Genomic DNA, 20,578 nt, shown 5'->3' with positions numbered 1-20,578 from the left:
CGGAGGGTAGCCGGCCGGGGAAAGGGTGGGCTTTTTCTATAATCTGTCGAAACACAACATCTGGACCGTCTTTGTCTGCCAATTCTTCAAATACCGCTGCCGCCCTTGCCCTGATTGCTGACGACATGCGCGAGGTGGATGCGGTGATCGATCGTCGCCTGAAAACCGAAGTGTCACTCGTCAGCCAGGTAGCGCAGTACATCATTGCGGCCGGCGGCAAGCGCCTGCGGCCCTCTCTGCTATTGCTGATGTGCGGGGCCCTGGGCTACCGGGGCGATCAGCGTCACAACCTGGCTGCCGTGGTGGAGTTCATCCACACCGCGACCTTGCTGCATGACGATGTGGTCGATGAGTCCACGCTGCGCCGCGGCCGTCCTACCGCCAACGAGGCTTTTGGCAATCCGGCGAGCGTGCTGGTGGGAGATTTCCTGCATTCCCGGGCCTTTCAGATGATGGTGGACGCCGGTGACATGCGCGTTATGCAAACGCTGGCGGAGGCCACCAATGTGATTGCTGAAGGGGAGGTCCAGCAGCTCATGAACACGCACGACGCCTCGCTCGACGAAGCCGGTTACCTGCGTGTGATCCGCTCCAAAACCGCCAAACTGTTTGAGGCCAGCGCCCGTTTGGCGGCTTTGCTGGCGCAGTCTTCGCCTGCCGTGGAGCAAAGTTGCGCCGACTATGGCCAGGCGCTGGGCACCGCATTTCAGGTCATTGATGATGTGCTGGACTACGACGGCGATGTTGCGGAAATGGGGAAAAACCTGGGCGATGACCTGCGTGAAGGCAAGGTGACGCTGCCCCTCATCATCGCGATGCAGCGAGGCACCGAGCTTGAACGCACCACCATACGCCAGGCCATCGAGACGGGCGGGACGGACCAGATGATGCAAATCATTGCCATCGTGCAACAGACCGGCGCCTTGCAGGCCACCCGGGCTGCCGCTGCCGCGGAAGCGCAACGCGCATTGAATGCCTTGCAGGCATTGCCGCAAAACCCTTACAGTAATGCCTTGGAGCAATTGGCTTCCCAATTATTGGCGAGGCGCTCCTGACGAGTGGGTCAAGGCGGGGTGTAGCTTAGCCTGGTAGAGCGCTACGTTCGGGACGTAGAGGCCGGAGGTTCGAATCCTCTCACCCCGACCAACTCTTCTTATAGTCAGCTTTTGTGTGCGTTTCTTCGCATAGTTCCAACGCCAGGGGGCAGCCAGGGGTGGTTTCGATTTACACCTACATGTCTATAGGCGATGATAGTCATTTGAGCTAAATCCGGAGAACCATGGCCGCTGTCGATACCGCTATCAACCAACCGTCCGCCATGGCTCTGCCTGGTTTGGGCCGGGCATTGGTGGTGGCCGGAAAGTTGGGCCAAAAGGCTGCTGAAGACATTTTCCGCAAGGCGCAAAGCGGCCGCACCAGCTTCATCGCGGAACTGACGGGCTCCGGCGCCGTGTCTGCGTTTGACCTGGCCCATACCATGTCCACCGCCTTCGCTGCGCCCTTGCTGGACCTTGCCGCTATCGATGTTCAGCGTTTGCCCAAGGGGCTGCTCGATAACAAGATTTGCGCCACCTACCGCATTGTTGTTCTGAGCAAGCGAAACAACCGCCTGATTGTTGCGACGGCCGATCCTTCCGATCAGGAGGCCGCGGAAAAGATCAAGTTTTCCACCCAGATGGGCGTGGACTGGGTCATCGCCGAGTATGACAAGCTGTCCAAACTGGTAGAGGCTTCCACCACCTCCGCGGCCGAGGCCATGGAAAGCATCATTGGTGATGATTTCGAATTTGATGAAGCCTCGGCAGACGCGGCGGCCGCCGAAGAAAATGATGCTGGCGTTTCCGAAGTTGACGATGCACCAGTCGTCAAATTCCTGCAGAAAATGCTGCTGGATGCCTTCAGCATGCGGGCGTCCGATTTGCACTTTGAACCCTTCGAGCATACCTACCGCGTCCGTTTTCGTGTCGACGGTGAGCTGCGTGAAATTGCGTCCCCGCCGGTGGCCATCAAGGAAAAACTGGCGGCGCGTATCAAGGTGATTTCCAAGCTGGACATTTCGGAGAAGCGGGTGCCGCAAGACGGCAAGATGAAGCTCAAGGTGGGTCCGGATCGCGTCATCGATTTCCGGGTCAGCACCTTGCCGACCATGTATGGCGAAAAAATCGTGATCCGTATTCTGGATCCGAGCAGCGCCAAACTGGGCATTGATGCCCTGGGCTATGAGCCGGTTGAAAAAGAGCGCTTGCTCGCTGCCATTCAGCGACCTTATGGCATGGTCCTGGTCACCGGTCCCACTGGCTCCGGCAAAACCGTGTCGCTTTACACCTGCCTCAATATCCTGAACAAACCGGGCGTCAACATTGCGACGGCGGAAGATCCGGCCGAAATTACTTTGCCCGGCGTCAACCAGGTCAGCATGAATGAAAAAGCGGGCATGACGTTTTCCGTCGCGCTCAAGGCCTTCCTGCGGCAGGACCCCGACATCATCATGGTTGGCGAGATTCGCGACATCGAAACAGCCGATATCGCCATCAAGGCCGCCCAAACCGGCCATATGGTGATGTCGACCTTGCACACCAATGATGCGCCCACCACGCTGACGCGTATGCGCAATATGGGCATCGCACCCTTCAATATCGCTTCCAGCGTGATTTTGATCACCGCCCAGCGCCTGGCACGGCGCCTTTGTCTCAACTGCAAGACCCCGGCAGATATTCCCCGCGAAACCTTGCTGGAAGCTGGCTTCCAAGAAGAGGAGGTCGACGGATCCTGGACGCCGTACCGTCCCGTGGGTTGCTCCATGTGCACCAACGGCTACAAGGGGCGCGTGGGCATTTACCAGGTCATGCCCATTTCCGAAGAGATTCAAAGAATCGTCCTGCGCGATGGCAGTGCGCTGGAGATCGCGGCCCAGGCAGAAGCTGAAGGGGTGAGAAGCTTGCGTCAGTCCGGTTTGCACAAAGTTAAACTGGGCATGACCTCGCTGGAAGAGGTTTTGGGATGCACCAATGTATAAACCGACACGCTTAAAAGTCCGGATATTGGGACATGACTGTGACAGGGGCATGGTCTGAAGACCATCCATAAAACGAGAAGACATCATGGCAATTGCAGCATCCAAGGGCGTCAAGGAATTTGTTTTCGAGTGGGAGGGCAAGGACCGCGGGGGGAAACAGGTTCGCGGCGAGATTCGGGCTTCCGGCGAGAATCAGGTCAAGGCATCCCTGCGCCGGCAGGGCGTGTTGCCGGTCAAGATCAAGAAGCGCAGCATGCGCTCCGGCAAGTCCATCAAACCCAGGGACATTGCCATTTTCACCCGCCAGTTGGCCACCATGATGAAGGCCGGCGTGCCCCTGCTGCAGTCGTTTGACATCGTAGGCCGCGGCAATCCCAATGCCAGCGTGACCAAGCTGCTCAACGACGTGCGCACAGACGTGGAGACGGGGACTTCTTTAAGCGCCGCTTTTCGCAAATACCCGCTGTATTTCAATGCGCTGTATTGCAACCTGGTCGAGGCGGGCGAGGCCGCCGGTATTCTGGAATCCCTGCTGGACCGCCTGGCGGTTTACATGGAAAAGACCGAGGCCATCAAGTCGAAAATCAAGTCCGCCCTGATGTACCCCATCTCCGTGGTCGTCGTGGCCTTTGTGGTGGTTGCGGTGATCATGATTTTTGTGATTCCCGCCTTCAAAAGCGTGTTTTCCTCCTTTGGCGCCGATCTGCCCGCACCCACGCTGTTTGTGATCGCGGTCAGCGAATTCTTTGTAGCCTACTGGTGGCTGATTTTTGGCGGTATCGGCGGGGGCTTGTACTTTTTCATGCAGGCCTGGAAACGCAACGAGAAAATGCAGAAATTCATGGACAGGCTCTTGCTCAAGGTGCCTGTGTTTGGCCCCCTGATTGAGAAATCCTGCATTGCCCGCTGGACCCGCACACTTTCCACCATGTTTGCGGCCGGTGTGCCGCTGGTGGAGGCGCTGGACTCCGTGGGCGGCGCATCGGGTAACTCCCTGTACGCAGACGCTACCCAAAAAATCCAGCAGGAAGTTTCGACGGGTACCAGCCTGACGACGGCCATGGGCAACGCCAATCTGTTTCCCAGCATGGTGCTGCAGATGTGCGCGATTGGGGAGGAATCCGGCTCGGTGGACCATATGCTGGGCAAGGCCGCCGATTTTTATGAAGCGGAAGTCGATGAAATGGTGGCGGGCCTGTCCAGCCTGATGGAGCCCATCATCATCGTGTTTCTGGGCACGCTGATTGGCGGTATTGTGGTTTCCATGTACCTGCCCATCTTCAAGTTGGGTCAAGTCGTCTGATGGCGGCCGGTTTGGCGCCAGAGCTCGATGCACTGCTGGCCGGCGTTCTGGGCTTGCTGATCGGGAGCTTCCTCAATGTCGTGATTTACCGCTTGCCCAAGATGATGGAGCGGCAGTGGGCGCAGGAATGCGCCGAGCTGGCTGAAAATCCACCGGAGCCGGCCGAGAAGTTCAACCTGCTGGTGCCGCGCTCGCGTTGCTCCAGCTGCGGCCATGTCATACGCTGGTACGAGAACATTCCCGTCCTCAGCTACCTGTTCCTGAGGGGAAAATGCTCGGTTTGCGGCACGCCTTATGGCGTGCGCTATCCCATCGTGGAAGCGGTGACGGGCGTGCTGTTCTTCTTTTGTGTGTGGCGTTGGGGCTGGTCGCCGATGGCGCTGGCGTGGTGCGGGTTCTCGGCGGCGCTGTTGGCACTGGCTGTGATTGACTGGGACACCACCTTGTTGCCCGATGACATTACCTTGCCGCTGCTGTGGGCCGGCTTGGTCGTGGCGGCATTGCAGTGGAACCCTGCGGTCAACTTGCACACGGCCCTGTGGGGGGCTGTTGCGGGTTACCTTTCCCTGTGGGGGGTGTACTGGGCTTTCAAATTGGTGACGGGCAAGGAAGGTATGGGTTACGGCGATTTCAAGCTGTTTGCGGCCTTGGGCGCCTGGTTTGGCTGGTCGGCGCTGATTCCGATGATTCTGATGGCGTCCGTGATCGGCGCCGTCATCGGCATTGTGCTGAAGTTTTCCAGCGGATTGCGCGAGGGCGGCTATGTTCCCTTCGGACCCTTCCTGGCCGGGGCAGGGTTCACGGCCCTGATTTTTGGCCCCCGGTCCATTCTGCAATTCGTGGGCTTGTAAGGCCATGCGCCGGGCCGTTCAACGCATTGGCCTGACCGGCGGCATAGGCAGCGGCAAAAGCACGGTGGCCCGCCTGCTGGTCGCCAGCGGCGCAACCCTGGTGGATGCCGATGCCATCGCCCGGCAGGTCACGGCACCGGGCGGGGCTGCCATCAAAGAACTGGCAAGGCAGTTTGGGGATGATGTCATCACGGCAGACGGTGCCATGGACCGCGACCGGATGCGGCAGCTGGCCTTCAGCGATCCGGCCATCAGACGGCAACTGGAATCCATCATCCATCCGCTGGTGAGCCAGGAAACCCTGAGGCAATCCGGGGTGGCGGAGAAAGCCGGCAGCGCCTGCATTGTCTTTGACGTCCCTTTGCTGGTGGAGTCGGGACGCTGGCGGCAGCAGGTCGACCGCGTGCTGGTGGTGGATTGCAGCGAAGCCACCCAGATAGCCCGGGTCATGGCACGCAATGGCTGGACGCGTGAGGCGGTGGAGAAAGTCATGGCCGGACAGGCCAGCCGTGCGCAGCGGCTGGCCGCCGCCGATATATGTGTTTATAACGATGGTTTGGCCCTGGAGGAGCTCGAGCGCATGGTTCATCGATTGGCCGTCAGCTTCGGGCTATGATGCGCAAACAAACATCCCCCATGAAGTTGACGAAAATAGCGCTGTGATTCTTTACGAGTATCCCTTCAACGAACGCATACGCACCTATTTGCGACTGGAGCACCTGTTCCGCCGACTGGGCGAACTGGTGGAGCGGGAGAGTCCGACGGATCATCATTACGCCATCACGACCATTTTCGAGATCATGGACGTGGGAGCGCGGGCGGATCTGAAGACCGACGTGCTCAAGGACCTGGAGAAGCAAAAGCATGTCCTCAATGGCTACCGCGGCAACCCGGCGATTTCCGAAGCCGTGCTTGACGACGTCACCGGGCAGCTCGAGGGGTGCTTTGCGGCGCTGAACAATTTGCCCGGCAAGGCCGGGCAGTCATTGACTGAAAACGACTGGCTCATGAGCATACGCAGCCGTGTCGGCATTCCGGGCGGCACCTGCGAGTTTGACCTGCCGGCCTACTATGCCTGGCAGCACCTGCGTACTGGTGCGCGCCAGCAGGACCTGCAGCGCTGGGTGGCGCCGCTGGTGCCGCTGGCGGAATCCATTCGCGTGCTGTTAAAGCTTTTGCGCGATTCCGGTGCGCCGCAAAAAGTGGTGGCGCCCGCCGGGCAATACCAGCAGACCTTGCCTCAGGGGCGTACCTTTCATTTGCTGCGTTTGCGCATTGATCCTGCGCTGGGGCTGATACCGGAAATCAGCGGCAACCGCCTGATGGTTTCGGTTCGCCTGATGCTCCACCAAAGCGATGACCGGCTGCACGCCAGCAGCGATGATTCGATTTTCGAGCTGACGCTGTGTTCCTGAGTTGAGCGCCTGATTTTCTGAAGCTTTTTGAAACCATGTCTGCTGAGAATAAAGATCCCTCGCCCGTCAAGATGGTGGTGTGCCCCGGTTGCGGCGGTCCAAGCGTCTACGCGCCCAGCAACCTATTCCGGCCCTTTTGCAGCGAGCGCTGCAAAAACATCGATTTCGGCGCCTGGGCCAGCGAAGGCTTCCGCCTTCCGGCAGACACCCCGCCCGACGATGAGCTGCTGGGCGGTTCCAAATTGCAATAAATTTCGGCAAGCAGCGGTATGAATCGCTGCTCAGCAACAGGGGGGAGAGGACTGTGACCAAAAACTTCTTGATCCGGCCGGCACTGGCTTTCATGGTGGCGGCCGTGGCCCTGGTGGGCAGCATCCCGGCCCATTCGACCGAAGCCACGGACCAGCCGGCAAAAACAGTGACCAAGAAAAAGGCGGCCAAGACCAAAGCGGCAGGCCAAGGGGGCAAGGTCAAGTTCATGCCCGGTTCCGGGGAAACCGCCAAGGAGCGCAGCGCACGCCTGAAGCGTGAGTGCAAGGGCCGGGTGAATGCCGGCGCCTGCGAAGGCTACGCGAACTGAGCGTAGCCGGCTAAAGCCAACGCCCTCAGTGGGCGTTGCCGTCTCAGGCGGCGGGCGTGCCCAGCACCTGCTGGAGTTCGCCGTTCTGATACATCTCCATCATGATGTCGGAGCCGCCAATGAATTCGCCCTTCACATACAGCTGGGGAATGGTCGGCCAGTTGCTGTATTCCTTGATGCCATTGCGGATTTCAGGGTCCTCCAGCACGTTGACTGTCGTGGGCTTGTTCACGCCGCAGGCCTTGAGCACCTGGATGGCGCGGCCTGAAAAGCCGCACATCGGAAACTGGGCCGTGCCCTTCATAAACAGGACAACGTCGCTGGATTTGACGATCTCGTCAATGCGTTGCTGGGTATCGCTCATGGTGAAATCCTTCTAAATGGGCGCCGCGTCGCCAAGAAACTGGCGCTTCGCCCGGGCCGCGTTCAATTGACTGCTACATGGAATCTGAAAAATCAGAATTCAAGCACTTGATTATCCCGCCGTTTGATGGCCGCTGCCGGGCAAGGGGTTGTCGGGGGCCTGGTCGCTTTGACCGGCCTTAGCCCGGCCACTGCCCGCCTGAGCAGCGTTCGATCCCGGCCAGATCCTGGCGGCTTTGAACCTGCGCGAATCCGTGTTGGGTCAGCAGCTCGCGTACGGCGACCGCCTGGTCGTAGCCGTGCTCCAGCAGCAGCCAGCCGCCGGGGTGCAGGTGTCCGGGCGCCTGAGCCACGATTTGCCGGATGTCATCCAGCCCGTCGCTGCCCGCTGCCAGGGCTTCCAGCGGCTCGTGCGCCAGCGCGGCCAGATGGGGATCGGCGCTGGCGATATAGGGCGGATTGCTGACAATGACATGAAAGTTTCCGCTAACTTCCCGTAGCCAGCGGCTTTGAACGAAGTGCAGGTCCAGCCCCAGCCGCTGGGCGTTGGCGCGGGCCACGGCCAGCGCGTCCGGGCTGGCATCCACGGCGACGACCCTGGCGGGGGCCGCACCCGATGCGGTGCTGTGGGCGATGGCCAGCGCAATGGCGCCGCTGCCGGTGCCCAGGTCAATCACCTGCGGCGCCGGCGGCAGGCCGGGCGTTTGCAACAGGTCCAGTGCCCATTGCACCAGTGTTTCGGTGTCCGGGCGCGGCACCAATACCCGGGCATCCACCTGCAGCTCCAGTCCAAAAAACTCCTTGTTGCCAACGATGTAGGCCAGCGGCTCGCCGCCGGCCCGGCGCAGGCACAGCGCCCGGAACCGCTGGGCGATATCTTCCGTCAGCGCATCGGTATCGTGGGCCAGCAGCCAGGCGCGGGCATGGCCGGGTCGGCCCAACGCGTGCAGCAGCAGCAACTGGGCGTCCAGCCGCTCCAGCCCCAGGGTCTGGGCGGCGGCCAGGGCTTGCGCGCAGGTGGGTTGGTTCATCCGGTGATTTCTGGTTTGCTATAGAAAGAGTAGCTGTTTGCGCTTGTCCTGATTGGGCTGGAGGCTTGTTTTACTTATGAAAGAGTCAGCCGCCGTTGCTTGCCGTCTCCAGCTCCGCCAGCTGTTCGGCGCCGCGCGCCACCTGCAGGGCGGTAATCACATCGTCCAGATCGCCTTCCATGATGCTCAGCAGCTTGTACAGCGTCAGGTTGATGCGGTGGTCGGTCAGCCGGCCCTGCGGGAAGTTGTAGGTGCGTATGCGGTCACTGCGGTCGCCGCTGCCGACCAGGCCTTTGCGCATGGCGGCGTCCTTGGCGGCGCGCTCCGAGCGGTCTTTTTCATGGATGCGGGCGGTGAGCACCTTGAGCGCCTGGGCCTTGTTGCCGTGCTGGCTGCGGCCCTCCTGGCATTCGGCCACGATGCCGGTCGGCAGGTGGGTGATGCGCACGGCCGAGTCGGTCTTGTTGATGTGCTGGCCGCCGGCGCCGCTGGCGCGGTAGGTGTCTATGCGCAGGTCGGCCGGGTTGATCTGGATGGCCACGGCTTCGTCGGGCTCAGGCAGCACGGCCACGGTGCAGGCGCTGGTGTGGATGCGGCCCTGGGTTTCGGTGGCCGGCACGCGTTGCACCCGGTGGCCGCCGGACTCAAAACGCAGCTTGCCGTACACCCCCACGCCCATGGCGTCGGTGGCGCCGTCTATGCGCAGCACCACCTCCTTGTAGCCGCCCAGCTCGCTCTGCGACTCGCTGACGATCTCGGTCTGCCAGCGCTTGCGCTCGGCAAAGCGGGTGTACATGCGGAACAGGTCACCGGCGAACAGGGCCGATTCGTCACCGCCGGTGCCGGCGCGGATTTCAATAAAGGCGGCCCGCTTGTCGTCCGGGTCCTTGGGGATCAGCATCAGCTGCAGGGCTTCATCCAGTTGCGCAATATCGGCCTTGGCGGCGGTGATTTCTTCCTCGGCCATGGCCGCCATGTCCGGGTCGTCCCTGGCTTCTGCCAGCATGCCCTCGGCGCTGGCCAGGTCGGCCTCGCGGCTGGTGAGCCGGTGATATTGCTCGGCCACCACGCTGGCTTCGGCGTGTTCCCGGGTCAGCGCGCGAAAACGCTCCAGGTCGCTGACCACGTCGCTGGCGGACAGCAGGGCGTCCAGCTCATGCAGGCGAAGCAGCTGGCGGTCCAGGGTTTGGCGAAGAAAGGGTTTCATGGGACAGCGGTGCCAAAAGGCAAAAAATCGGGAGAAGGCGTCGGCGAATTCACCAACAAGGAGGGCGCAGTCAGCGACTGCCGCTACGGCGAAGGCCGGCGCTAACGCTCTTTGTTGTCGGGGTCGGATTTGGGCGGCTGACCGCGCAAGAACAGCCGGGAGACCGTCTGGGCCGTGGCTTCACGGCTGTTGGCGTCGCCGGCATGCAGCTCGGCCAGTGTGCCGTGCAGCATTTTCTGGGTCAGGCCACGGGTCAGCGCCTCCAGCACGGCATCGATGGGCTCGCCCTTGGCCAGCAGCTTTTTGGCGCGCGCAATTTCCGCGGCGCGCCAGGTGTCGGCTTGGGCATTGATCTGCTGGATCAGCGGCACGGTGCCGCGCTGGTCCAGCCAATGCATGAAGTTTTGCACGCCGGCATCAATGATGACCTCGGCCTGCGCCACGGCCGCTTGCCGGCTGTCCTTGCCGATTTTCACCACATGCGCCAGGTCGTCCACGGTGTAGAGGTAAATATCGGGCAGTGCCTTGACCTCGGGCTCGATGTCGCGCGGCACGGCCAGGTCCACCATGAACATGGGGCGGTGCTTGCGCAGCTTCAACGCGCGTTCTACGGCGCCCAGGCCAATGATGGGCAGGGTGCTGGCGGTGCAACTGATCACCGCGTCGAATTCGTGCAGGCGGCCGGGCAGGTCGGCCAGGCGCATGACTTCGGCGCCGAAGCGGCCAGCCAGCTTTTCGCCGCGCTCCAGGGTGCGGTTGGCAATCGCCATGGCTTTCGGGTTCTTCGCGGCAAAGTGGGTGGCGGCCAGGTCGATCATTTCGCCGGCGCCGACAAACAGCACCCGGATGTCGCCCAGGTCTTCAAACAGCTGGCCGGCCAGGCGCACGGCCGCCGCCGCCATGCTGATGCTGTGCACGCCAATTTCGGTGCTGCTGCGCACTTCCTTGGCCACGGCGAAGGAGCGCTGGAACAGCTGGTGCAGCGTGCTGCCCATGGCCCCGGCATCCTCGGCGGCACGCACCGCCTCTTTCATCTGGCCCAGGATCTGCGGCTCGCCCAGCACCATGGAGTCGAGGCCGCTGGCGACGCGAAAGGCGTGGCGCGCGGCCTGGTCGTCCTGCAGGGTGTAGGCATGCGAGCGCAACAGGGCCGGTGAGACGCCGCCGCTCTGCGCCAGCCAGTTGAGCGTGTGGTCCAGATCGTTGAAGTCGCCGGCGCAATAAATCTCGGTGCGGTTGCAGGTGGACAGCAGCGTTGCCTCGGGCTGACGTGCCAGGGAGGCGCGCAGGCCGCGCAAGGTGGGCTCAATCTGGTCCACGGCATAGGCAAAGCGACCGCGCAAATCGAGCGGTGCCGTGTGATGGTTTAGCCCCAGGGTCCAGACTGACATTCGTGGATTATAAAATTGATGCGGACAAGGGGTCTTGGCCTGGATCAATTACCCTTGAGGGCTTTCACCCGCCGTTTGCGGGGGGATTCCCCCTCCACAAGTCCGGATCGCCGCCATGACCGCTTATCTGCTGACCAACCACCTGCTCAACTTCATGGCGCCAGCCGCCGTGCTGGCATTGCTGCTGGTGCTGCTGTCACGTCTCATTTTCGGGATTTTCAGGTCAAAAAGAGCTGCAGGCCAGCCATGGTGGACGCAGGTAGCTATTGTTTTTATAGTAAATGTGGCCATCCTCACAGCCGGGCTGCTGTTCTTCGGCCATGATGGAAAAATGCTGACCTATGCGGGGCTGGTGCTGGGCGCAGCCCTTTGCCAGTGGGTGCTGCTGCGCGGCTGGAAGGCCTGAGCCAGAAGCTCACAAACCCGGGCTGAACAGGTCGACCCGGTCGGTGATGATGCCGTCGGTGCCGAGTTCGATCAGGTGCCGGGCCACCCATTCATCGTTGACGGTATAGCTCAAGGTGCGATAGCCGGCGCGCTGGGCCTGTGCCACCGTGGTGCGGTCCCACAGCGCGTAATTGCAGACGATAGCCACGCATTCGAGCCGGTGAGCGGTCTCCAGCCAGCCCTTATGCAGGGCGTCGAGCAACAGGCCGCGCGGCATTTGCGGCTGGGTTTCATGGGCGCCTTCCAGCGCTTCAACGCTAAAGGAGGTCAGCAACGGCGGCACTCCGGCGTCTTTCCAGAGCCTGGCCGCATGCGCGGCTACCACCTCCCCGGTGTGGCGTTCAACACCCGGCGTGGGCTTGATCTCGATATTGAGGAAATAGCCGTTGTGCAGGCAGTAGCGTGCAATGCTCTCGAAACTCGACAGCGGCTCGCCGGCATGGGCGCGCGAGTGCCAGCTACCGGCGTCGAGTTGCGACAGCTGGCTCCAGGGCAATGCGCCGCCCGTGCCCTTGCCCGTCGTCGTGCGTTCCAGCGTGGCGTCATGCAACAGAAACGGCACGCCGTCGGCACTCAGTTTTACATCGCACTCAAACATGCGGTAGCCGTGGCTGGCGCCCAGTTTGAAAGCGGCCAGGGTGTTTTCGGGTGCCAGCTTGCCGGCGCCGCGGTGGGCGATCCAGCGCGGATAGGGCCAGGGGGCTGTGGACTGCATGATGGTCTTCCTGTGAAATTACAGGCGCATTCCGCTTTCGGCGTCAAACCAGTGCAGGCGGTCGGCGCGCGGCGTGACGTGAATGGTGGCGCCTATGGCTGGTGCGGATGACAGGCTCTCGTCGGTGCGGACAATCACGGATTCGTCGCCCATGCGGCAATACAGCAGGCGTTCGGCCCCCAGCATTTCAATGGTTTCGACCTGCAGCGCCCAGCCGGCGGCAGCGACTTGCAGATGCTCGGGTCGAATGCCCAGAAGGGTTCCCGGCTTGCCGCCGAAGTCGGCGTTGGGCGCCCGCCTGAGCAGGTTCATGGGCGGCGAACCCATGAAGCTGGCGACAAAGGTAGTGGCGGGCCGGTTGTAGACCTCTTCCGGCGTGCCAAACTGCTCCATGCGTCCGGCGTTCATCACCATCATGCGCTGGGCCAGCGTCATGGCCTCGACCTGGTCGTGTGTGACGAACAGGGAGGTGATGCCGAGTTCGCGGTGCAGCTTCTGGATTTCCAGGCGCGTCTGCACGCGCAGTTTGGCGTCGAGGTTGGACAGCGGCTCGTCAAACAGGAAAACCTGCGGCTGGCGCACGATGGCGCGGCCCATGGCCACGCGCTGGCGCTGCCCGCCCGAGAGGGCGCGCGGCTTGCGGTCCAGCAGATGGCCGAGCTCGAGGATTTTCGCGGCCTTGTCGACGCGGGTCTTGATCTCCTCCCTGGGCACCTTGGCGATCTTCAGGCCGTAAGCCATGTTGTCGAACACGCTCATATGCGGGTAGAGCGCATAGTTCTGGAACACCATGGCGATGTCGCGCCTGGCGGGTTCCAGATCGTTGACGACCCGGTCACCAATGGCGATATCGCCTTCGCTGACTTCTTCGAGGCCGGCCACCATGCGCAGCAGGGTGGATTTGCCGCAGCCCGAGGGGCCGACGATGACGATGAATTCGCCGTCGGCGACCTCGGCATTGACGCCGTGGATGACCTGGTTTGCTTTCGGTCCGGTGCCGTAGCGTTTGATGATGTTTCTGAGGGAAATTGCAGCCATGGTCGGTTCTCTTCGCTCTCTGTCTACTTTTCGGTGTCCACGAGACCCTTGACGAACCACTTTTGCATCAGCAGCACGACCAGTGCGGGCGGGATCATCGCGAGCATCGCGGTGGCCATCACCAGGTTCCAGTTGTTGGCCGACTCGCCGCCCGAGATCATGTGTTTGATGCCGATCACGACCGGGTACATGTTTTCGTTGGTCGTCACCAGCAGCGGCCAGAGGTACTGGTTCCAGCCATAGATGAACTGGATCACGAACAGCGCGGCGATGCTGGTGGCCGAGAGCGGCACCAGGATGTCCTTGAAGAAGCGCATCGGCCCGGCACCGTCCATACGCGCGGCCTCGGCCAGCTCTTCCGGCACGGTCAAAAAGAACTGACGGAACAGGAAGGTCGCCGTCGCCGAAGCGATCAGCGGCACCGTCAGGCCCGCGAAGGTATTGATCAGCCCTAGGCTGGCAACCACCTGGTAGGTCGGCCCGATGCGCACCTCCACCGGCAGCATCAGGGTGACGAAGATCGCCCAGAAGCACAGCATGCGAAACGGAAAGCGGAAGTAGACGATCGCGAACGCCGAGAGCAGCGAGATCGCGATCTTGCCGATCGTGATGACCAGTGCGCTCACCAGGCTCACGAACATCATGCGGCCCACTGCCGCGTTCGAACCCTGCGAATTGCCTGTCCCCAGCAGCGCTGCCTTGTAGTTCTCGATCAGGTGCGAGCCGGGCAGCATTGGCATCGGCGCCTGCACGACTTCTGCGGTAGTGTGGGTGGATGCCACAAAGGTGATATAGACCGGGAACGCGACCACAATTACGCCGAGGATCAGGATCACATGCGCGAGAATGCCCAGCGTCGGACGGCGCTCAACCATGGGGTGTCTCCATCAGTAATTCACCTTCTTTTCGACATACTTGAACTGCACCACGGTCAGCACGATGAGGATCAGCATCAACACCACCGACTGCGCGGCCGAGGCGCCGAGGTCGAGCGCCTTGAAGTCGTAGACCAGCTTGTAAACCAGGATCGAGGTGTCCGTGCCTGGGCCGCCCTGGGTCGCGGCGTCGACGATCGCGAAGGTTTCGAGGAATGCGTAGACCACGTTGATCACGAGCAGGAAGAACGTGGTCGGCGACAGCAGCGGGAGCTGGATCGTCCAGAACCGGCGCCACGGGTGCGCACCGTCGATCGCGGCGGCCTCGATCAGCGATTTCGGAATGCTCGCCAGGCCCGCCAGAAAGAACAGGAAGTTGTACGAGATCTGCTTCCAGACGGCCGCCATCACGATCAGGACCATCGCGTGCGTGCTGTTGAGCAGGCTGTTCCAGGAGATGCCCAGCGCATGCAGCCAGTACGACGCGATGCCGATGCTGGGGGAGAACATGAACAACCACAGCACGCCGGCGACCGCCGGGGCCACCGCATAAGGCCAGATCAGCAGCGTCTTGTAGAGCGTGGCGCCGCGGACCACGCGGTCCGCGAAAACAGCCAGCAGCAGCGACAGAACGATGCCCAGCCCGGCCACGAGCACCGAGAAGACCGCGGTGGTCTCGAACGATGCCAGGTATTTCGGGTCGTTCCAGAGGGCCCGGAAGTTGTCGAGTCCGACCCATTCCACCGAACTGCCGAACGCATCGGTCTGCTGCAAAGACTGCAGCAGCGCCTGCGCGGCGGGCCAGAAGAAGAACACCCCGATGACCACGCCTTGCGGCGCGAGCAGCAGCCAGGGGAGCCAGCGGGAACGGAAGACGACTCTCTTTTCGACGGCCACGTACGTTGCTCGGGCTCGGTTACTTGTTGGCTTGCTGGAACTTGGCCAGCAGTTCATTGCCGCGCTTGACGGCCGAATCGAGGCCTTCCTTCGCGGTCTTCTTGCCGGCCCAGACCTGCTCGAGTTCTTCGTCCTCGATGGCGCGAATCTGCGGGTAATTGCCCAGACGCAAGCCGCGCGACTTGTCGGTGGTCTTGCGGATCATCTGGTTCACCGCGACGTCGGTGCCCGGGTTCTTGGCATAGAAGCCCGACTTCTCGGTCAGTTCGAACGCCGCTTTCGTCGTCGGCAGGTAGCCGGTGCGCTGGTGGCTGGCGGCCTGCACCTCGGGCTTAGAGAGGTAGGCGAAGAACGCGGCCACGCCCTTGTTCTCGGCTGCCGGCTTGCCGCTCATCGCCCACAGGCTGGCGCCGCCGATGATGGTGTTCTGCGGCGCGCCCGGCACGTCGGGGTAGTAGGGCAGCGGCGAGAACCCGAACGCGAACTTGGCGACCTTGTTCACCTGGCCATAGGTGCTCGACGAGCCCATCGACATGGCGCACTCGCCGGAAATGAAGGCCGCGTCGGGCACATTGCCGCGGCCCTTGTAGACGAACAGCCCTTGTTTGGCCATGTTGGCGAGGTTCTGGATGTGGCGCACCTGCAGCGGGCCGTTGAACACCAACCGCGCGTCGGTGCCACCGAAGCCGTTGTTCTTTGTCGCGAACTCGACGTTGTGCCAGGCCGAGAAACTCTCGAGCTGGGTCCAGCCCTGCCACGAAATGGTCAGCGGGCAGGTGCTGCCGCTGGCTTTCAGCTTCGCGGCGGCCAGGGTCACTTCGGGCCAGGTCGAAGGCGGCTTGTTCGGGTCGAGACCAGCGGCCTTGAACGCGTCCTTGTTGTAGAAGAAGACGGTGGTCGAGCTGTTGAACGGCAGGCTCAGCATCTGCCCGTTCGAGGCGGTGTAGTAGCCGCCAACTGCGGGCACGTAGGCGGCAGTGTCGAATTTCTGCCCGGCGTCTTGCATGATCTTCCAGACCGGGACGATGGCGCCCTTGCTGGCCATCATGGTTGCCGTGCCGACCTCGAAGACCTGCAGGATGTTGGGCGCGTTGCCGGCACGATAGGCGGCGATCGCGGCCGGCATCGACTCGTCATACGTGCCCTTGAACGTGGGCACGACCTTGTATTCTTTCTGGCTCTCGTTGAAGCCCTTGGCCAGGTCGTTGACCCATTCGCCGAGCGGGCCGCCCATGGCGTGCCACCACTGGATCTCGGTCTGGGCCTGGCTGGCCAGCGGCGCGGCCAGGGCGCATACGGCCAAGGCGAGCGTGGATAAACGTTTTTTCATTGAATTTCCTGGTTGGTGCGCGAGAGCAAACGAAGCAGTCTAAAAATAATTTGTGACAGACTGATTAAAACGATTTGGCGTTTCCTGAACAAGCAGGGTTTCCATGGGGGCATTCTGGCGCCGTGTCGGCAAATGCTGCGCTGCGATAATATGGAGCGCGCGTGCTGGACGTGGGTCCGAAGCCGCTTAATTTTCACGATGAACGCCCCTACTACCCTCCAAGAACTGAATGCTTTTGCCGACGACGCGAAGCACGATGAAGCACGCATCCGCGAGATTCCCTACAACTACACTTCCTTTTCCGATCGTGAAGTGGTTATCCGCCTCCTGGGGGCGCGGGCCTGGGATCTGCTGAACCATCTTCGCGACGAACGGCGCACCGGCCGTTCCGCACGCATGCTGTACGAGGTGCTGGGTGATGTATGGGTGGTGCAGCGCAACCCGTATTTGCAGGACGACCTGCTGGAGAACCCCAAGCGCCGCAAGCTGCTGGTGGAGGCCTTGCAGCACCGTCTCACGGAGGTTGAAAAGCGCCGCACGCCGGAGGCGGACCGTCAGCGCGATGCCATTGTGGGCGAACTGCTGGACGCGGCGCGCGATGCCGTCAGCCGCTTTTCTGCGTCGTTTGAGGAAATCGCGGGCTTGCGCCGGCAGACCGAGCGCAAACTGCGCAAGCTGACACTCAAGGACAACATCAAGTTCGACGGGCTGTCGCGCGTCTCGCATGTGACCGACGCGACCGACTGGCGCGTGGAATATCCCTTTGTGGTGCTGACCCCGGATACCGAGGCCGAGATGGCCGGCCTGGTCAAGGCCTGTATCGAGCTGGGCCTGACGATTGTCCCGCGCGGCGGCGGCACCGGCTATACCGGTGGCGCGATTCCGCTGAGCTGGAAGTCGGCTGTCATCAACACCGAAAAGCTCGAAGCCATGACCGAAGTGGAAATGGTGTCGCTGCCCGGCTTGTCCGACAAGGTCGCCACCGTGTGGACCGAAGCCGGCGTGGTCACGCAGCGCGTGGCCGATGCCGCCGAGCGCGGCGGTTTTGTGTTCGCGGTGGACCCGACGTCGGCTGAGGCGTCCTGCATAGGCGGCAATATCGCCATGAATGCCGGCGGCAAAAAGGCCGTGCTATGGGGCACGGCTTTGGACAATCTGGCGTCCTGGCGCATGGTAACGCCCGAGGCGCAGTGGCTGGAAGTCACGCGCGTTGGTCACAACCTGGGCAAGATTCATGACGCCGAGATGGCGAGTTTCGAGCTCCAGTACTTTGAAGCCGATGGCAAGACGCCGGTGCGTACCGAGCGCCTGGACATTCCCGGCAAAACCTTCCGCAAGGAAGGCCTGGGCAAGGACGTGACCGACAAGTTCCTGAGCGGCTTGCCCGGCATCCAGAAAGAAGGCTGCGACGGCCTGATCACCAGCGCGCGCTGGATCGTGCACCGCATGCCCGCGCACACCCGCACGGTTTGCCTGGAGTTTTTCGGCAACGCCAAGGACGCCGTGCCCAGCATTGTCGAGATCAAGGATTTCATGTTTGCGGAACACAAGCGCGGCGGCGCCATTCTGGCGGGCCTGGAACACCTGGACGACCGCTATCTGAAGGCGGTCGGTTATGCGACCAAGTCGAAAAAGCATGGTGGCCTGCCAAAAATGGTGCTGTTTGGCGACATTGCCGGCGACGATGCCGATGTGGTGGCGCGAGCGACCTCGGAAGTCGTGCGCATTGCCAACTCGCGTCACGGCGAAGGTTTTATCGCCATCAGCCCGGACGCGCGCAAGAAATTCTGGCTGGACCGCAAGCGCACGGCGGCCATTTCCAAACACACCAACGCCTTCAAGATCAACGAAGACGTGGTGATCCCCTTGCCGCGCATGGCCGAGTACACCGACGGGATTGAGCAGATCAATGTCGAATTGAGCCTGCGCAACAAGCTCAGGCTGTGTGACGAGCTGGAGGCCTTTTTCCTCAAGGGCAATCTGCCTTTGGGCAAATCCGACGATGCCAATGAAATCCCTTCGGCGGAGCTGCTGGAAGACCGGGTCGGCCAGGCGCTCGCAGTGATTGCGCAAGTGCGCGGCCTCTGGGCCGGCTGGCTGCAGGGGATGGCGGAATTTTTCCCGCAGCTGCAGGACCATTCGCTGCGGGCCAGCTGGAAAACCCAGATCCGTGCCCCGCTTCAGGCCATCTTCAGCGGCGGCGAATTCCTGCCGATTCTTGAGGCGTGCAACGCCATCCACAAGCGCGTGCTCAAGGGCCGCGTGTGGGCCGCCCTGCACATGCATGCGGGCGACGGCAATGTGCACACCAACCTGCCCGTCAACAGCGATGACTACGAGATGCTGCAAACCGCGCATGAGGCCGTGGCGCGCATCATGGTGCTGGCGCGCTCGCTTGACGGCGTGATTTCCGGTGAGCACGGCATCGGCATTACCAAGCTCGAATTCCTGACCGATGAGGAACTGCGCCCCTTCACCGAGTACAAGCAGAAAGTCGATCCCGAGGGGCGCTTCAACAAGGGCAAGTTGCTCCGAAATACGGAGCTGAATACACAGGAAGAGCAAGGACTGCAGGCCGATTTGACCAATGCCTACACGCCCAGCTTCGGCTTGATGGGCCACGAGTCGCTGATCATGCAGCAAAGCGACATCGGCGCCATTGCCGACAGCGTGAAGGACTGCCTGCGCTGCGGCAAATGCAAGCCGGTGTGCGCCACGCACGTGCCGCGCGCCAACCTGCTGTACAGCCCGCGCAACAAGATTCTGGCGACCTCGCTGCTGGTCGAGGCCTTCCTGTATGAGGAGCAAACCCGGCGCGGCATCAGCATCAAGCACTGGGAAGAGTTTGAGGATGTGGCCGACCATTGCACGGTCTGCCACAAGTGCCTGACACCCTGCCCGGTGGACATCGACTTTGGCGAAGTGTCGATGAACATGCGCAACCTGCTGCGCAAGATGGGGCAGAAATCCTTCCGCCCCGGCAACGCGGCGGCGATGATGTTCCTCAATGCGACCAGTCCGCAAACCATCAAGTTCATGCGCAGCGCCATGGTCGATGTCGGCTTCAAGGCCCAGCGCGCCGCCAACGATGTGTTGCGTGCCCTGACCAAAAAGCAGACGGCCAAGCCGCCCGCCACGGTGGGCAAGGCACCGGTCAAGGAGCAGGTGATTCACTTCATCAACAAGAAGATGCCCGGTGGCCTGCCCAAAAAGACCGCGCGGGCCCTGCTCGACATTGAAGACAAGGATTACGTCCCCATCATTCGCAACCCGAAAAGCACCACGGCGGAAACCGAGGCGGTGTTTTACTTCCCCGGTTGCGGCTCCGAGCGCCTGTTCAGCCAGGTCGGCCTGGCGACGCAGGCCATGCTGTGGCATGCCGGCGTGCAGACCGTGCTGCCGCCGGGCTATCTGTGCTGCGGTTATCCGCAGCGCGGCAGCGGGCAGTTCGACAAGGCCGAGAAAATCATCACCGACAACCGGGTGCTGTTCCACCGCGTGGCCAATACGCTGAACTACCTGGACATCAAGACCGTGGTCGTCAGTTGCGGCACCTGCTACGACCAGCTGCAGGGCTATGAGTTCGAGAAGATTTTCCCGGGCTGCCGCATCATCGACATCCACGAGTACCTGCTGGAAAAAGGCATCACGCTGCAGACCGATCAACCTGGTAAGGGCTACCTGTACCACGACCCCTGCCACAGCCCGATGAAGCTGCAGGAACCCATGAAGACCGTCAAGGCGCTGCTTGGTGACAACGTGCTGAAAAACGAGCGCTGCTGCGGCGAATCGGGCACGCTGGGCGTCACCCGTCCCGATATTTCGACGCAGATCCGTTTCCGCAAGGAAGAGGAGCTGCAAAAGGGTGAAGCCGCGCTGCGGGATTCGGGCGCCGTGGGCGAGAAGGACAACATCAAGATACTCACCAGCTGCCCCAGCTGCCTGCAAGGCCTGTCACGCTATGGCAACGACCTGCAAAATGGTCTGCTCGAAGCCGATTACATCGTGGTCGAAATGGCCAACCAGATTCTGGGCAAGGAATGGCTGCCGGCCTATGTGGAAGCGGCCAACCACGGCGGGATTGAGCGGGTTCTGGTGTAAGCCCGAGGCATTCGTTGC

Annotated in this window: 19 protein-coding genes and 1 tRNA gene; 11 read left to right on the top strand and 9 right to left on the bottom strand. The window is 61.8% G+C overall.

The annotated features are described in order from the left end of the window. The first annotated feature begins 71 nt into the window (after positions 1-71). The 9 genes from PJE01S_RS09655 to PJE01S_RS09615 all read left to right on the top strand — a co-directional run bounded on the left by PJE01S_RS09655 (position 72) and on the right by PJE01S_RS09615 (position 7,165). Positions 72-1,055 (top strand): polyprenyl synthetase family protein, encoded by a 984-nt coding sequence (locus tag PJE01S_RS09655; protein WP_068833194.1) that lies wholly within the window; start codon positions 72-74, stop codon positions 1,053-1,055. A gap of 14 nt (positions 1,056-1,069) precedes the next feature. Beyond that, positions 1,070-1,146: transfer RNA gene (locus PJE01S_RS09650), tRNA-Pro, on the top strand. A 133-nt stretch (positions 1,147-1,279) separates the two neighbouring features. Then, on the top strand, positions 1,280-3,016 hold the full coding sequence (gene pilB / locus PJE01S_RS09645) for a type IV-A pilus assembly ATPase PilB (protein ID WP_068833193.1): 1,737 nt from the start codon (positions 1,280-1,282) through the stop codon (positions 3,014-3,016). Positions 3,017-3,101: 85 nt separating this feature from the next. Continuing rightward, a complete protein-coding gene (locus PJE01S_RS09640; protein ID WP_068833191.1) occupies positions 3,102-4,319 on the top strand; it encodes a type II secretion system F family protein in 1,218 nt (405 codons plus the stop codon). After that, positions 4,319-5,170, top strand: a complete 852-nt coding sequence (locus PJE01S_RS09635; RefSeq protein ID WP_068833190.1) for a prepilin peptidase — start codon at positions 4,319-4,321, stop codon at positions 5,168-5,170. Before PJE01S_RS09640 ends, PJE01S_RS09635 begins: the two co-directional genes overlap by 1 nt. A 4-nt stretch (positions 5,171-5,174) precedes the next feature. Continuing rightward, positions 5,175-5,786 (top strand): dephospho-CoA kinase, encoded by a 612-nt coding sequence (coaE, locus tag PJE01S_RS09630; RefSeq protein WP_068833188.1) that lies wholly within the window; start codon positions 5,175-5,177, stop codon positions 5,784-5,786. 43 nt (positions 5,787-5,829) lie between these two features. After that, on the top strand, positions 5,830-6,585 hold the full coding sequence (zapD, locus tag PJE01S_RS09625; RefSeq protein ID WP_068833186.1) for a cell division protein ZapD: 756 nt from the start codon (positions 5,830-5,832) through the stop codon (positions 6,583-6,585). Between the two features lie 35 nt (positions 6,586-6,620). Further along, positions 6,621-6,836: a DNA gyrase inhibitor YacG gene (locus tag PJE01S_RS09620; RefSeq protein WP_068833184.1), complete on the top strand. Its 216-nt coding sequence runs from the start codon at positions 6,621-6,623 to the stop codon at positions 6,834-6,836. Positions 6,837-6,889: 53 nt separating this feature from the next. Then, a complete protein-coding gene (locus PJE01S_RS09615; protein ID WP_068833182.1) occupies positions 6,890-7,165 on the top strand; it encodes a hypothetical protein in 276 nt (91 codons plus the stop codon). 43 nt (positions 7,166-7,208) lie between these two features. Here PJE01S_RS09615 and grxD read toward each other — a convergent pair whose 3' ends face one another. The 4 genes from grxD to hemA form a co-directional block, all read right to left on the bottom strand. Next, complete coding sequence (grxD, locus tag PJE01S_RS09610; protein WP_068833180.1) at positions 7,209-7,529, bottom strand: Grx4 family monothiol glutaredoxin; 321 nt, start codon at positions 7,527-7,529, stop codon at positions 7,209-7,211. Between the two features lie 178 nt (positions 7,530-7,707). After that, positions 7,708-8,559 carry a peptide chain release factor N(5)-glutamine methyltransferase gene (gene prmC, locus PJE01S_RS09605; protein WP_068833178.1) on the bottom strand — a complete coding sequence of 284 codons (852 nt, stop codon included), beginning with the start codon at positions 8,557-8,559 and terminating at the stop codon, positions 7,708-7,710. Between the two features lie 85 nt (positions 8,560-8,644). After that, on the bottom strand, positions 8,645-9,766 hold the full coding sequence (gene prfA, locus PJE01S_RS09600; protein WP_068833176.1) for a peptide chain release factor 1: 1,122 nt from the start codon (positions 9,764-9,766) through the stop codon (positions 8,645-8,647). 101 nt (positions 9,767-9,867) lie between these two features. Continuing rightward, complete coding sequence (hemA, locus tag PJE01S_RS09595) at positions 9,868-11,157, bottom strand: glutamyl-tRNA reductase (protein WP_068833175.1); 1,290 nt, start codon at positions 11,155-11,157, stop codon at positions 9,868-9,870. A 115-nt stretch (positions 11,158-11,272) separates the two neighbouring features. On the opposite strand from hemA, the gene PJE01S_RS09590 reads away from it, so the two are divergent. Beyond that, on the top strand, positions 11,273-11,563 hold the full coding sequence (locus PJE01S_RS09590) for a hypothetical protein (protein ID WP_068833174.1): 291 nt from the start codon (positions 11,273-11,275) through the stop codon (positions 11,561-11,563). 9 nt (positions 11,564-11,572) lie between these two features. On the opposite strand, the gene ugpQ is transcribed toward PJE01S_RS09590, so the two are convergent. From ugpQ to ugpB, 5 genes are read right to left on the bottom strand one after another with little or no spacing between them, the layout of a single operon-like run. Then, positions 11,573-12,319 (bottom strand): glycerophosphodiester phosphodiesterase, encoded by a 747-nt coding sequence (ugpQ, locus tag PJE01S_RS09585; RefSeq protein WP_068833172.1) that lies wholly within the window; start codon positions 12,317-12,319, stop codon positions 11,573-11,575. 18 nt (positions 12,320-12,337) lie between these two features. Next, entirely contained in the window at positions 12,338-13,357 is a 1,020-nt protein-coding gene (locus tag PJE01S_RS09580; protein WP_068833171.1) for a sn-glycerol-3-phosphate import ATP-binding protein UgpC, read from the bottom strand. Between the two features lie 23 nt (positions 13,358-13,380). Then, on the bottom strand, positions 13,381-14,232 hold the full coding sequence (gene ugpE, locus PJE01S_RS09575; protein WP_068833169.1) for a sn-glycerol-3-phosphate ABC transporter permease UgpE: 852 nt from the start codon (positions 14,230-14,232) through the stop codon (positions 13,381-13,383). A gap of 12 nt (positions 14,233-14,244) precedes the next feature. Further along, on the bottom strand, positions 14,245-15,129 hold the full coding sequence (gene ugpA / locus PJE01S_RS09570; protein WP_068833167.1) for a sn-glycerol-3-phosphate ABC transporter permease UgpA: 885 nt from the start codon (positions 15,127-15,129) through the stop codon (positions 14,245-14,247). Positions 15,130-15,148: 19 nt separating this feature from the next. After that, positions 15,149-16,459 carry a sn-glycerol-3-phosphate ABC transporter substrate-binding protein UgpB gene (gene ugpB, locus PJE01S_RS09565; protein WP_068833165.1) on the bottom strand — a complete coding sequence of 437 codons (1,311 nt, stop codon included), beginning with the start codon at positions 16,457-16,459 and terminating at the stop codon, positions 15,149-15,151. A 198-nt stretch (positions 16,460-16,657) separates the two neighbouring features. On the opposite strand from ugpB, the gene PJE01S_RS09560 reads away from it, so the two are divergent. After that, positions 16,658-20,560 (top strand): DUF3683 domain-containing protein, encoded by a 3,903-nt coding sequence (locus PJE01S_RS09560; RefSeq protein ID WP_068833164.1) that lies wholly within the window; start codon positions 16,658-16,660, stop codon positions 20,558-20,560. Positions 20,561-20,578 lie beyond the last annotated feature (18 nt).

The organism is Polaromonas jejuensis NBRC 106434, from assembly GCF_001598235.1.
GTDB lineage: Bacteria > Pseudomonadota > Gammaproteobacteria > Burkholderiales > Burkholderiaceae_C > Polaromonas > Polaromonas jejuensis.
The sequence above is the reverse complement of the archived record's forward strand: the minus strand, read 5'-3'. Positions and strand labels throughout refer to the sequence as shown.

Excerpts from the sequence above, each read along its gene's own strand:
- pilB (WP_068833193.1), top strand. The coding sequence starts at position 1,280 with ATGGCCGCTGTCGATACCGCTATCAACCAACCGTCCGCCATGGCTCTG.
- PJE01S_RS09640 (WP_068833191.1), top strand. The coding sequence starts at position 3,102 with ATGGCAATTGCAGCATCCAAGGGCGTCAAGGAATTTGTTTTCGAGTGG.
- PJE01S_RS09635 (WP_068833190.1), top strand. The coding sequence starts at position 4,319 with ATGGCGGCCGGTTTGGCGCCAGAGCTCGATGCACTGCTGGCCGGCGTT.
- coaE (WP_068833188.1), top strand. The coding sequence starts at position 5,175 with ATGCGCCGGGCCGTTCAACGCATTGGCCTGACCGGCGGCATAGGCAGC.
- PJE01S_RS09620 (WP_068833184.1), top strand. The coding sequence starts at position 6,621 with ATGTCTGCTGAGAATAAAGATCCCTCGCCCGTCAAGATGGTGGTGTGC.
- grxD (WP_068833180.1), bottom strand. The coding sequence starts at position 7,529 with ATGAGCGATACCCAGCAACGCATTGACGAGATCGTCAAATCCAGCGAC.
- prmC (WP_068833178.1), bottom strand. The coding sequence starts at position 8,559 with ATGAACCAACCCACCTGCGCGCAAGCCCTGGCCGCCGCCCAGACCCTG.
- prfA (WP_068833176.1), bottom strand. The coding sequence starts at position 9,766 with ATGAAACCCTTTCTTCGCCAAACCCTGGACCGCCAGCTGCTTCGCCTG.
- hemA (WP_068833175.1), bottom strand. The coding sequence starts at position 11,157 with ATGTCAGTCTGGACCCTGGGGCTAAACCATCACACGGCACCGCTCGAT.
- PJE01S_RS09590 (WP_068833174.1), top strand. The coding sequence starts at position 11,273 with ATGACCGCTTATCTGCTGACCAACCACCTGCTCAACTTCATGGCGCCA.
- ugpQ (WP_068833172.1), bottom strand. The coding sequence starts at position 12,319 with ATGCAGTCCACAGCCCCCTGGCCCTATCCGCGCTGGATCGCCCACCGC.
- PJE01S_RS09580 (WP_068833171.1), bottom strand. The coding sequence starts at position 13,357 with ATGGCTGCAATTTCCCTCAGAAACATCATCAAACGCTACGGCACCGGA.
- ugpE (WP_068833169.1), bottom strand. The coding sequence starts at position 14,232 with ATGGTTGAGCGCCGTCCGACGCTGGGCATTCTCGCGCATGTGATCCTG.
- ugpB (WP_068833165.1), bottom strand. The coding sequence starts at position 16,459 with ATGAAAAAACGTTTATCCACGCTCGCCTTGGCCGTATGCGCCCTGGCC.
- PJE01S_RS09560 (WP_068833164.1), top strand. The coding sequence starts at position 16,658 with ATGAACGCCCCTACTACCCTCCAAGAACTGAATGCTTTTGCCGACGAC.